The following is a 14,742-nucleotide window of genomic DNA, read 5'->3' as shown; positions in this document are numbered from 1 at the left end:
AATCACGATATCCAAGAAGAGATAAGGAAGTTTATGACATTTGACATCATATCACCAATTTTAGGCTTTGAGGGACTAAAAACTGTCAATTTAGAAAAAATTGATGACTTTTTTATGAAATTAAAAAGCCCTGACAATACGACAGAGTTTACACTCATCAACCCTTTTATGTTAAGAAGTTATGATTTTGAAGTACCGGCATACTTTAAAAAATTATTGGAGCTAGATGAAAACACTAATATCTCTATTTTTAATATCATGATAACGACCTCGCCTATTGAGGATTCCACGGTCAATTTTATTGCCCCTTTGATTTTTAATCATGATCGAAAGATTATGGCACAAGTCCTACTTGATGCGAGCAAACATCAGGATTTTGGTATTATAGAAAGCATTTCTAGCTATATTTAGATTAAGTTTATTTTTATTTTTATCATTGTAAAATAAGTAAGCAGCATTGTCATATTAATGATTAGGTGGGTGGTTGGGTTGCCAAAAGTTATGTTTAACATCTCTTTTTCAATCGACCACCCTACCCCTGAGTGGGCAAGGGAGTGAATTTATGAATTTTTATCTTACAAGAGCAATAAATAGGCGTTTTTCTCCATATACTTTTTTAATATTTTTATTTATATTATTTATCTCAACATCCAAATTAAATGCGACTGATTATACCATTGATTTGAGTGTCTCATTGACAGCTCCTACGACTACGATTGAAGCGGGAAAAGTGTTTCATAATCATATCACTCTGTCCAATCAAAATCCTAGTAATGAAACCGACATCTATGAGACAAATGAAAAGATAGAATACACACTGCCAACAGGAGCAAGTTATAACACCAGCAGTGGCACAGGTTGGAGTTGTACTAGTGATTCTACAACTGTCACGTGTACGTATGCCTATGCCATACACAACGCATCTTCTTCTAATACACTCGATTTGCAAATTACAGCACCCTCTTCTGTTGGGACTATCACGCCAAGCGTCACAGCAGTAGCAAATACCATTCCGGACCCAAATTCTAGTAACGACACAACAAGTCTAACATTTAGCGTCGGAAAATCAAATCTACATGCCACAAAAACCGCCTCTAAAACACCTTTACAACTCAATGAAGCCTTTACTTATACAATCAACGTCACCAATCCAGATAAAGGCACAACCACTGTTGCGGCTAGAGATGTCACGCTGAGTGATACATTGCCAGCAAATATAAGTTTTGTTTCTTTTAATTCTACGCCAAGTGGCTGGTCCTGTTCAGAATCTTCAGGTACTATCAGTTGTAGCGGATTGGATTTAGCAGTAGGAGATAGCAAATCCTTAGTTATCAATGTCAAAGCTCCCGCTAGTTCAAATGAACAACCTATTGCCAATACCGCTAGATTAAATACCGATTCAAGTGATTATAATACGATGCCACTAGAACCTAGTGCAGCAGTCGTCGTCCAAGCCGCCGACATCGTTCTTACTTCTTCACTTATAAACGGAATCGATGCCAGTAATGCCGGTGTGGGCAGCAATGTGATTTATAGATTGCATGTCATTAATAATGGAGCGAGTCCTGCTTATGATGTCACACTAAGCGACACATTACCAGCAGGTGTCACTTTATCAAGCTATGACAACACAAATTGGACGTGTAGTGGCTCTTCGACGATAAATTGTACTTTAAAAGATACAACACTTGCGTATCATGAAGCTTATGATTTAGATTTACACGTTACGATGCCAACCACACACCAATCCATCACCAATAATGCCACGGCATCAACGACCACGGGAGAACTCAGTACGACAAACAATTCAACTACTCTAACAACACAAGTATTGGGAGCGGATTTAAATATTGTAAAAAAACCTGATAATGGCAGTACCGATATTGGCACAGAATACACCTATACAATAAAAACTACCAATGCCGGTGAAGTAGCTGCAGACAATGTTGTCGTCACCGATACGTTAGATCCTGATATGAGTTTTATCAGTGATTCAGCAGGATGTTCTAGAAGTGGACAAACGCTTACATGTACTAAAACAAGTATGGCACCAGGAGAGACTTGGAGTTTTACCGTTAAGGTCAAGATGCCAACCACTAGTCTCGATGATGTTACTAACACAGCGAGTGTCACAACCGATACAGACCAGCAAAATACTACCAATACATCTGATACTGTAACCACTCACATCAAAGGACCTAATCTCAATATCACCAAAAGTGCCAATGTCACCGATGTAGGTCTTGGCAAAACCTTTTCTTATACCATAAATGTATCCAATGTCAATACCGCTCCTGCATCTGATGCAGATATAGAAGATCAACTCCCATCAGGGGTCAGCATCATCAATATCTTATCTAATGATGGATGGAATTGTCCAGCTACTCCTATTACCGGTACCTTTCATTGTACTAAAGCAACTATTCCAGGAAGCAGTAGTAGCAGTATCACTTTTGAAGCCCAGGCTCCATCGGCCACTACGGGGACGGTACAAAATACCGCCAAGATAAGTCATTCACTCAATTCAAATGATGGTACCGACACCGCAAACGTCAATGTTACTGGTGTTGTCCTCACCATCGATAAAGTAGCAACCCCTATCGTAGAAGCAGGCGGGTTGATCGATTATAATATCACAGTGACAAATACCTCACATTCAGATGCACAAAGCCTCACTTTAAGCGATAATCTAGCCACGAGTTTAGGGGCAGGATACACCATCAACTCTGTTATAAATTCAGATGGTTGGTCCTGTTCTGGAGTTGGAACTTCAGCACTGAACTGTACAAGACCAACACTTTTAGCCGAAGGTGCAAGCTCTACGATACATTTCAAGGTCAATGTCCCCTATAATGCGACATTGGGAACCAGAACCAACACCGCATCGGTAACAACGACAACAACGCCACAACCTACAGTAAGCGATAGTGCAAGCACCGAAATACAAGGTGCCGATATCGTTGTGATACCACCGACAACCACCACTGCAGTTGCCAATGAAAATGTCGTCTTTAGCGTTGAAGTCAGAAATGACGGAAGTGCCACAGCAAAAGATGTCAATATCACCAACTTTTTCAATACGGCAAATACTACAGATGGAGATTTTACAAATATACTCATAGATTGTAACGGTGGGACAAATTACACTACGGGGGCACCCTACACCTGTCAGCTGGGAGATATCGCTAAAAATGCTTCTAAAATAATCACCATCAGTGCAACCGCACCAAACTACGATAGTAATTTCCCGGGTAACAGTGATATCTTAAATAAAAGCCAAGCAGTGACCTCAACAAGCCAAAGCAATACAAGCAATGATACACAAAATTGGGGTGTAGAAGTACATGGGGCAAATATTGTTGTATTTAAAGATGTCGATAAAACTAATGTCGCTCTCAAAGGAACGGTAACATATACCATTCATGTAGAAAACCAATGGGAAGCAGTTGCTAATAATATTACTTTAGATGATTATGTTACACAATCAGGGACGGATGGTTTTAAACTTAAAACATCCACCTTAAGTGCTGGGGCAGGATGGACGTGTAGCAATGTGACAGATACGGGGTTTAGCTGTTCCTACGCGCCATCTCTTGCATTAAATGCGTCAACAACAGATATAACCATCGAGGCAACGGCTCCAAATGATATCAATGCCATTGATCAGGTAAGAAGCAATGAGGCCAATGTATCTACTACAACGGCAGAGAAAGAAATCGCCACTAGCAATCATGCAATTGCTGGAACGACTATTAGAGGAGCGGATCTTGGTATAACAAAATCTGTACTCCCTACAACAGCACAACTCAATGAAAGTGTCACCTATACTATAAAGGTTACAAACACTGGACTTGCGACCGCCACCAATGCTTATGTTGATGATACACTTCTAAATGGCTTTACAAATATATCAACAAACGGCTGTACCAATGACGGGTCAAATGTTTCAGGACAAACCGTACACTGTACTCTAGGAGATCTTGCTCAAAATGCCAGTAAATCTTTTACCATCACAACCAATGCGCCCAATACAAATGGAACCTATCTCAATACTGCAACCACCGGTTCAGAAACACTGGAAAAAAATACGGCGAATAATACCGCATCTGTCAATCTTGATGTAGAAGGTGCAGATCTTGCTATCACCAAAACGGCCCCAGCAAGAGTCGCCGGTCATTCAACTTATGGATACACGATTAATTTACAAAATATAGGACATTCTCCAGCCTATGGAGCAGAGATCAATGACACAATCCCCTCAAATGTCACTTATGTCAATGGTTCTCTAAGCACTTTAAGTTCTGATTGGACCTGTTCAATCAACGGTTCAAATATCACATGTCACACCAATGATTCCAATCTTACAATTCCTGTAGGATACAATCAAAACATCGTCAGTTTTAATGTCACAGCAGGACCAGCTCATGACTGGGTATATAACACCGCTACAACAGCGACAGACACATCTGAATCTCGCTATGATAACAATACTGATACTGCGACTACGGAAGTTATAAATATTGACTTGCAAGCAGCAAAAACTATCAATGGAAGTTATTATGGTACAACTGAAAACTATGTCGCTATCGATGGTACTTTAAAATATGATATTTATGTCAGAAATGCCCCAATATCTGGTACAACACCGCCAGGCATTACAGATGTTAATGTAACTGATATTTTACCAGATAACATAACAAATATTTCAGTCACACCAGATGCTAGATTTACTTGTAATAACCCTACGACAGCGGGAGCAACACTATTTTGTACTATGAATGATGGACTAAATACTCCTTTAACTGTTGCAAACGGATGGGTTTTGGTAGCCACCGTAAACTCCAATGCTTTTAATGCTGCAAGTTTTGACATCAATGATGAAAACGAAAACTTCATAGTCAATAGATACAAAGCAGAAACTTCCCTTAGCGATCAAAATCTAGGCAATAATGCACCAACCACTGGAGATGGATATCTTCATACCAATACACTCGTTCGCGGTGCCAATATGTCCATCGTCAAAACCGTATCAGCTGATCCAGTTGGAGCAAATCAATCCTTCAGTTATACACTTGCCACGAGAAATTATCCAAGAACCGGAACTGCGGCACATGATATTCCAAGTACGACAGCTGATACTATCGTGGTAAAAGACACCTTACCTGCAAATGTCAATTTTATAAGTGCAAGTGGAACCAATTGGAATTGTACTGAAGCAAGTCATATCCTTACATGTTCTTATGGAAACACGGTTGCACCATCAAATTCAGCACCAGATATCACCGTCAATGTCACCACTCCAAATAGCACGGGAGAAGTTCTGAGTAATGAAGCCAATGTTACTAACTCAACTCCAGAACTCACAAGATTATTGCCAGATAATACAGATACTATAACGACAACAACGCAAGGTACTGATATCTCTATCACTAAAAGCGGTCCTGCGATCGCTGGGATGAGTGATGTCGTCACCTATAGCGTGACAGTTACAAATAGCAGTTCAGTGCCTGCTTCTGATATATATGTCCTTGATACTTTTCCAAACGGCGCCACTTATGATGGAAATATCTCCAACTCACATTGGAGTTTAGGAACGGATGTCAATGGAAGCAAAAAATTTATATATGATCAAAATCTCTCAGGTCATGAATCAACAACATTTACATTTAACTCGACGCTCCCTCACTATACCGGAACGGCTAGAAATGATGTAGAAGCATTTACCAGTACTGTCGAAACTTCTACTCCAAATAAAGCAAGTTGGGAGACAACGATACAAGGTGGGGATATCGTCTTTGCTAATGATCCGACACAAAGTCCCAACCCAGTCGGAGCTTATGGAGCCCATCAGTACTTTATCAGTATCAAAAACCAAGGCTTATCCGATGCAAAAGACATCAATGTCACCTTTAGCTTCAACAACATGTCTGCAACTCCGGGATGGAGTGATGTTAATGCAAGTGGAACCGGATGGAATTGTGATGCATTTGATGCAAATAATTCAAAGATTATATGCCACCTTCCAACCTTAGCCAAGAGTTCTACGGCAAATCCTATAACCATCTCATCAATAGCGCCAAACTACAATGGCAACATCACCAATACTGCTGTTGTTGTAGGAAGTGATGATGCAAATAATACAACCGGACAAAGTAAAGTCATCACGACTACGATAAGAGGAGCTGATTTAAAAATCACCAAATATGCACATGACCCTGATCCTCTGAGCGATGGATTGTATCATGATAATAATATCACAGTGGGTGTTGGGAAAACTGTAGATTTTAAATTATCTGTTGAAAATATAGATAAAGGACTAGCAAAAGATATCACGCTCACCGATGTGATGCCAAATGGTTTTAGTGATTTTAATATTACCAATCCGGGTGATTGGAACTGTTCATTTGCCTCAGATACGTTAACATGTACAAGAAGCACGCTTGCGCCAAATACAACAGCAACGGACATATTGGTTTCTGCTAAAACATCTGGTAGTATAGGAAATGTCACCAATGTTGCGGATATCAACTCCAGTACAGCCGAAGTGGATAATAGTAATAATAACGATGATGTTAAAATCAAACTCGAAGGTGCCACGCTAAATGCCACCTTTGATGCTCCCAAAACACAAGTAGCATTGGGTGAAATTTATACTTATGTTTTAGATATCAACAATACCGGTAGAAATCCTGCAATCGATGTTAATACGACTGATATCTTACCTGCAGATTTAACTTATATTGACAATAATGGAAGTGATAGTGATTGGAGTTGTACCGCCACGGGCAATACAGTAGCTTGCACACAACCTTTGATACAAGCATATAGTGGAGAGAGTATCCTAAGACTTAATGTCAAAGCACCCGCAAATAAAATTGGCACTTATACCAATGCCGTCGATATCAACTCAAATTCGATAGAAAATCCTATCAATGCGACTGCCCCAGATGTAAGAGTCATCGGAGCTGATCTTAACGTCAGCATCAACGCGACCCCAACTGATGTGCTAGAAGACAGAAATGTCACCTACAATATAAACGTGAGCGATATCAATATCTCAACCGCTCATAATGTCGTATTAAAACAAACATTTTCAAAAACTATCAATGCACTCTATATCACTTCAGGGGCTAGTGATTGTAATCTCACCGATTCCAATCAATCCGTTACTTGTAACTATTCGACACTTGATTACAACCAAAATAAAAACATCACTGTAGTTGCAACGATGCCAAATACCAATACTTTGATTGATCCTTTAACCAGCACAGTAGAAGTCACAACGCCAACGCCTCAAGAGAATCTAGTGAGTCATACTGCCTCGGTTGATGTCAAAGTCTATCCTATTAAGCCCGATGTCGATTATCGTTTTGAAGAGTGTTCTTGGGATGGTAGTAATGGAGAAGTTGTTGATAGTATCAATGGTGTCAATGGTAAAGCTAAAAATGGTGCACAAACCATCAACCATATCTTAGCCTATGATGACAACAACTTTTCAACCGCGTGGAGAAGTGGTAGTTTTGATGGAAGTAATGATTACATAGACATACCCGATAATACATTGATAAATACAGCAGCCCACAATAAAAGATCAATTTCTCTCTGGTTTGATTCCAATACGACAACAGCTAATAATAGAAATAAAATTATCTACGAAGAAGGTGGCAGTGCTAGAGGTTTGGCAATATATTTAAGAGGCTCAAACTTGTATGTTGGGGGTTGGAATCAAGAGGGAGGCTGGAGTTCTGGAACATATCTTTATACCCCGATACAAATCAATAAATGGAATCATGTCGTGTTAACCCTTGATGCTGAGGATAGTGATACTCTCAAGTCTGGTGCTTTTCATGCTTATCTCAATGGTATCTCATTTGGAAGTGGCGATGGAACGAGATTAAACGCTCATAGCGACGATACAGGGATAGGATATGTTAATGGAGGAACAAAATTAAATAATAATAAAACAATAGAACACTTTCAAGGTTACATTGACGAAGTGGAAATTTATAACATTGCTCTGGATGCAAGAGCGGTTAAGAACATTTACAATTACGAAAAAGCGCTGAAAAATTATGATGGAACAGATAGACCAGAAACAATTTGTGGTGTCGATCTTAGTGTCATAAAAACATCAAATCCTTCCGGAAATGTTGGAGCAGAATCAAATCTTGCCTATACAATCACGGTAACCAATTTATCGAATGAACCGGTGACAAAAGGATTTACGCTAACAGATACCTTACCGCCTAATGTAAGCTATACCAGTGAATCACACTCAATAAACCTCAACTGTACAGGAACCAATAGTTTCAACTGTACCTTCCCAGATACTTTGATTCTACGTAAAAATGAATCTGAAACATTTACCCTCAATGCACAAACAGCCAATGTTGACAAAGTCAATATTACCAATACCGCCACAGCTACGGCCACAAATCAACCCGATGAAAATAGTGCAAACAATAGCGACACAGCACAAAACTATATCATCGGTACCGATCTAAAAATAACAAAAACGGCCTCCCCAATCAAACCAAATCCAGGTTCCGCTTTTGTTTATACGGTGAGAGTTGATAATATTAGCACCTATGCCGATGCACAAAATATCACGATTACGGATCATTTTGATAGTCGCTTATCCTACGTTGGTATCACAACCAACACCAATGAATCCAACGCAACTGTTAGCTGTACTACCCCTGTAAGCAATACCTTTTCATGTAGTATGAATCATCTCAGCATGGGAAACAATGTCGAACTCTATGTCACCATGATTTCACCAAATCAAGCATCAGGACTTACCAATGATGCATCGGTCAGTAGCAGTACGGTAGATACAAATATGAACAATAATGATGTCAATACGACGATTGACACCAATACTTCAGCAACAAGTGTGGATATATTAAGACCGTCTTTGAAATATTTCAACAACGATGTTAGCGTCAATAAATATGGTAATATCGCAACCATTGGTAATACAATATTAGTACCTCAAAACTATGACGGTTCACAAAATCTTGATGAAGTAAACTCAACCTACGCACATTCTGTGGGAGGATACACCAATGCCTCCTCCGCACTTCTACACATCGTAGATACCAATACTTCCAATCCTGAAGACAATATCACGATCGAATATGCGGGTCTTTTCTGGGGCGGTCATCTTCATGGAGATGATAAAAATGAAACAGGAGATGATATTCCTTTTAATAGCGTCAAACTCATCACCCCAGATGGTTCCGTTCATAATATAACCGTTGCAAAAACTGATTTGAACGGTACCGCCGATCCTTCCAATCGAGCGGATTATTATCAGTTTAAAAAAGGCGACGAAGATGCAAATAACACGGATAATATTGGTAATTACAGAATCTTCTATGGTGCCAAAGCAGATATCACAGATATTATTAAAAATTTAAATGGCAATATAAATGGTAATTATACCGTCGCAGATATGCAAGTCACACAAGGAAGAGATACCATAGATTTTGCTCCATCCACCACAACAGAAAACAACGTCACACAAACATCATGGAAAGGTGGTACGACGTTTGGATATTTTGGAGGTTGGACTATGGTAGTGGCCTATTCTGTCAACCACAGATATCACAGAGAAGTCAAATTTAAGAACTTGTCCGTATTTAGTGGTTTTGTTGATTTAGTCCCACCAGGTCCAGGTGGTCAAGCAAAATTACCAATTGATATTAGTGGATTTATCACCCCAATTTCTGGAGACATAGAATCCTCTCTTTATGATTTTGTCCAAGGTGGTGATAAACAGATCTCTTTAGAGGGTATGACCATTGATGATAAAAATGGTACTGCCAATGCGGTTATTGAGGATACAAACAATACAGACAACCTCTTTAACGATACCATTACGTTCCAAGATGTCAACAATAATCTCATAACGAAAAATCCTGGTTTAACTTATAATCTGGGTAATGATATGGATCAATACAACTTGAGTAGCAATTATGATGGAAACGGCAGTTGCACCAATACTGATGGAAGACCTTGTTATCTCTCACATTCACAAAATCACACCAAAGCGACGATTGCGGTCAATGAATCTGATGTATTAAGTGGTATTGCCTATCCTAGTGAGCAAGCTTTTGTACAAATGCTCTCTATGCAAACACAAATTTTTGCCCCAGATTTCATTGACTCTTATAAAGAGTGTTTCAAGCTCAAAGAACCTCTTAATCCAGCTGCTGGATGGAATAAATGTTCTGATCCATCACCACAATTAAGACGGGGTGATATCGTCAAATACCGTCTCACTATCCTCAATACAGGTGATGATTCTGCAGATGATGTTTATATCACAGATGCACTTCCGAGAGAACTCACCTATGAAAACAACAGTAGCGTTGTCACAAATCTGACGCCATTTCAAGTAGGCTCACCTTGTGAAGATCCAACGTATAACAGCAGTGAATCAACAAGAGACCAATGTGCCGTGGTACTTAAAGATAGAGCAGACAGTAATGATACAAACGCCACTTATGTTCTTGATCCAAACTTGATTAATCACAGTTACAGTGATACCACATATGATGTTGGTTCAAATACTCTGGTTTACTCTTTCTCATCATTTGCTCAAGATCATGTAGCATGGATAGAATTTAATGCTACGATTAATTCTCTGGCTACTTTCGGAAAAACATTTTCCAATAGTATGTCCATTACCTTTACCAATCCAACATTGAAAGATTATAATCTCTCCGGTGGTACCGTCACTCAAGTATCCCTACCGGTAGAATCAAGTCCGGTCTATTTTAACTGGGACAATATTGTTGTCGTGGCAAAAGATATCGGTAGAAGTACCGTCGGAGCAAAAGTGGTCAATGCCCCTTTTGACCTCAATATTTCACTCGGAGGTATCAGCGCACTGGATGTGGATGCCAATACATCAATTTTCATCAATTCTCTTCGCATCAAAGATATTTACAATGGAACATCAAAAGATATTTACCCAACAGTCGTTGATGCAAATGTCGGTATTCCATTGACAGATATCAATAATATCCATTGGCTCACTAGTGGCACGACTTATGATCGCGCTTCAAGAGAGTTAGGATTTGATTTGAATATTTCTATCGGAACCAATGATGGCAACCACACCGAATCCAAACTATATCCTGATGATTTCAACTCTTCAGCACCATATGCTGGTGATGTCTTTACGACCCGACCGGCCTCTTTTGATATAAATCTCACAGGAGCAACGCATTCAGGAGCCTATTACATCGTCAATTCAGGAGCCTCAAACTTGGGACTTGACATACACGCACCTGATTATAATGGGTCCAATGATTCACTCTCCTACAATGCCTCGCTATCTAAGGCAGCAGGCAATATCGACATCGGCTTAGATTCTGCATTTTCAACCAATAACGCATGTATTGATTCCAATGAGTTCAATATCAGTACAGCCAATTTCACCGATGGATTCGCCACAGCAAGCAATGCTAAGTATTCCAATGTCGGGGTTATCAAACTTGTTGTTAAAGATAGCAATTGGACCTACAGAGACTCGATTGTTGGAGATTGTAATGCCAGCTCTATCGGTCAAAACGATAGTAGTGCTGGATTGATTAGTTGTAGTGTGGATGGTAATTCGACATCAATCGTATTTCAACCGGATCATTTTGAATTTACCAATACAACGGTTAATGATTACAACGATGGTTTTACCTATATGGTAAACCAACCAATTATCGATCCAATGTATGCCACTATCGATACCACGGTAGAAGCAAAAAATGTTGATAACAACACCACAACATTCTTCTCTAGTATGTGTTTTGCCAATGATGTCGATGTAGCACTCACGTACAATGCCCAAAGCAAAGATCTCTCAGCCCTTCGCATCAGTATTGCCAATGATCAAAATACATCCGATATGACCACTGATAACAATATCAGTGCTACGAACAATCACGCTGATACAGTTGCTTATGACAATAACTTTACCTCAGGAACTTCAGCGATTACGCTTCGAATGGCCGTAGAGAGAAATGCAACTACACCGATCCAACCGGCTCTTATTGATGCACAAACGCTCAAAGGCTCTATCACAAGTTACTTAGGTATTGCATTAGCTGATGTAACAGCAGGAGCAGGAACAGACATCAATGCAACCAATGATATCCACTTTTATTATGGTCGTGTTCACGCTCCAGATTATCGATTTGCAGGCAATAGTGGCAAAGCCATTGTCTATTATGAAGTTTATTGTAAAGATTGCACACCAGCGGATAGAAACTTGATGTCAATCAATGGTGGAGAGAGTATCGACTCAATCAATTGGTACATCAATACCAAACATGCCAATGTCATCGATGGCAATGTTAGTCGATATTCTACTGTAGAAAACGTACGATTTGGCACTAATTATGCAAGTGGCTCAGATGATACCAATGCCACACTCCTTGGAAATCCGACCAATGGTACCGATACTCTGGATGTTGTTGCCGATCCAAATAATCTACCGTATATCGACAAAGTTGAAATCAATGCAACCGATTGGATTACGTATGATCCAAAAGATTTTATACTTGAATTTCAAGAAGATGGCAAAGAGTGGGCAGGACAAGGGAAACTCGGGCATGTCATTGATACCAATGTCTCTACACGATCTAACAGAAGGTTGAACTGGTGATGCGCTCTGCAGCTTCTATGCTGGAACTCATCGTCGCCATTGTTGTGATGGGAATTGCTGTGATGACCTTGCCTATGTTGCTCACACAAACGCAAAACAACAATGCCTATACCATGCAGCAAGAAGTCATCTTGGCAGCTCGGACAAAACTAGGAGATACTTTGACCTATCGATGGGATGAAAATTCCATCCAAAATGATACCGTGCGTGTCTTAACCACCGATGGTGACAGTGATCTCAATGTCTCTAGTGATGGTATTCGTAGAATCGGTCATGTCAAAGGAGATAAAAGAAGGAAATTTTTCACCGACCTCAATGCCTCGACTTCCCCCGCAAATCTAGGTCCTGATAGTGGAGATCTTGATGATATTGATGACTTTAACAGTGCCACACCAAGTCAACTACAATTACCCGCACAAAATACAAATCTTGACTATCATTTTAAAGATTTTAATCTAACAACCAGCGTAGTCTATGTGAGTGATACAGCCAATTATAACGCCAATGATATCAACTTTGTATTTGGGACGACCGCTAGTGGAACATCAACCAATATCAAACTGCTTACCTTAAGTGTCACAGGAAACAATGAAACCCCATTTACACTTCGGACATATTCTTGTAATATTGGTGAAAGCACTCTATTAAGAAAGGCCTATTGATGCGCAAAAAACCTGCTTTTACAATGATTGAACTGGTCATGGTCATCGTCGTTTTGGGAATCGTCGCCAGTATCGGAGCAGAAATCATCGTAAAACTTTATGATAATTACATCAAAACCAGAGCCATCAATCGCTTACAAGCACAAAGTGATTTGGTTTTGAATGAGATAGCACAACGCTTACAATTTCGTATAAAAGACAGCATCATCGCTAGAGATACCGATTCAGCGGGAACTCCAGCTCCTCATTATGTATCATTAACCGATGCTAATGATTCCTATCAGATTTTAGAGTGGATTGGGTATGATAATGAGAGTTTTCGAGGTGTGAATAATCCAGGATGGAGTGGTTTTATTGATCTTAATAATGCTACAACAAACAAAGCGCTAGGTGCTCATGGCAAGCTCAAGACAATCGGAAGTGATCTCAATACTACCGATCAAATCATCGGAGCACTCTCTAATGGAAAAGTGAGACTCGATAATAGTGTTGCCGCTAACAGACCTGCACTCATCTTTAATGGTCAATCAAATTTTGATGTCTCCCAATATGGATGGAATGGAACCAAAGGAGAATATACCTATAAAGTCTCTTATACCTCAGGTGCCAATGATGTTTTGAACTTTGATCAAAACACTTCTGCGCTAGATGAGATTTTTGAGCACTATTATTTGGCGTGGAGTGCTTATTCTGTTGTTCCTGAAGGTAGTAATTCTGATGATTTTAATCTCACCCTGCACTACAATTATCAACCGTGGGAAGATGAAAAGTATGATGATACCAATACATCAAAAGCGATCTTATGCGAACATGTCAGTACCTTTAAATTTACAAAAATCGGAGATACCATCCGACTCAAACTCTGTATTCGTGATGGCAACCAAAGTGGAAATTATGACTTTGCATTTTGCAAAGAAAAGGTGGTGTACTAATGCGTAAAGGTTTTTCTCTTATCACCGCAATTATCTTTTTATTTGTCGTAGCAACGCTATCGATTTTGGCGCTTTCTATGTCAACACAATCAGCCAAACAGACTACCGATCAGTATCTTAAAATAGAAGCGGAATTGTTGGCAAAAAGTGCTACCGAATACGCATTACTAGCGATTAGTGGACATGAAGTCAATGCAACTAATGGCTGTTTGAATCATATCGATATCAAATACCCCACATCTGGTACAAATTACACTCATGATGTCAATATCACAATTCAATATATTGGCGACAACCTCCCAGCATCGCCAAAATGTACACAACTAGGGACGGATATCGTCACAGCCGATTCCAATCGCACGGTTATCATCGATACCATTGTCACGACCAATCCAACAGTGTCACTAGAGCCAATCCGAATCCACAGACGTACGATACAAAAACCATAAATACAAAAATTTAGCCCCAATGTCTTCGT

Annotated in this window: 5 protein-coding genes; all 5 read left to right on the top strand. The window is 39.6% G+C overall.

All coding sequences use genetic code 11. The features are described from left to right. Positions 1-33: 33 nt before the first annotated feature. The 5 genes from fliW (at position 34) to SFB89_RS05005 (ending at position 14,713) form a co-directional block, all read left to right on the top strand. Entirely contained in the window at positions 34-411 is a 378-nt protein-coding gene (gene fliW / locus SFB89_RS05025; protein WP_331775855.1) for a flagellar assembly protein FliW, read from the top strand. 151 nt (positions 412-562) lie between these two features. Then, on the top strand, positions 563-12,670 hold the full coding sequence (locus tag SFB89_RS05020; protein WP_331775854.1) for a LamG-like jellyroll fold domain-containing protein: 12,108 nt from the start codon (positions 563-565) through the stop codon (positions 12,668-12,670). Further along, positions 12,667-13,332 carry a type IV pilus modification PilV family protein gene (locus tag SFB89_RS05015; protein ID WP_331775853.1) on the top strand — a complete coding sequence of 222 codons (666 nt, stop codon included), beginning with the start codon at positions 12,667-12,669 and terminating at the stop codon, positions 13,330-13,332. The genes SFB89_RS05020 and SFB89_RS05015 overlap by 4 nt, the downstream gene beginning before the upstream one ends. Further along, the gene (locus tag SFB89_RS05010; RefSeq protein WP_331775852.1) at positions 13,332-14,264 is read left to right on the top strand and encodes a type IV pilin protein; all 933 of its coding nucleotides are present in this window, start codon (positions 13,332-13,334) and stop codon (positions 14,262-14,264) included. Before SFB89_RS05015 ends, SFB89_RS05010 begins: the two co-directional genes overlap by 1 nt. Continuing rightward, positions 14,264-14,713 carry a type IV pilus modification PilV family protein gene (locus SFB89_RS05005; RefSeq protein WP_331775851.1) on the top strand — a complete coding sequence of 150 codons (450 nt, stop codon included), beginning with the start codon at positions 14,264-14,266 and terminating at the stop codon, positions 14,711-14,713. Before SFB89_RS05010 ends, SFB89_RS05005 begins: the two co-directional genes overlap by 1 nt. Positions 14,714-14,742 lie beyond the last annotated feature (29 nt).

The organism is Sulfurospirillum sp. 1612 (assembly GCF_036556685.1).
Taxonomy (GTDB): Bacteria; Campylobacterota; Campylobacteria; order Campylobacterales; family Sulfurospirillaceae; genus JAADIZ01.
Note: the sequence above shows the minus strand (reverse complement) of the source record. Positions and strands in the feature narration are given on the sequence as shown.

Coding starts and splice junctions, on each gene's coding strand:
- fliW (WP_331775855.1), top strand. CDS start 34: ATGACATTTGACATCATATCACCAATTTTAGGCTTTGAGGGACTAAAA.
- SFB89_RS05020 (WP_331775854.1), top strand. CDS start 563: ATGAATTTTTATCTTACAAGAGCAATAAATAGGCGTTTTTCTCCATAT.
- SFB89_RS05010 (WP_331775852.1), top strand. CDS start 13,332: ATGCGCAAAAAACCTGCTTTTACAATGATTGAACTGGTCATGGTCATC.
- SFB89_RS05005 (WP_331775851.1), top strand. CDS start 14,264: ATGCGTAAAGGTTTTTCTCTTATCACCGCAATTATCTTTTTATTTGTC.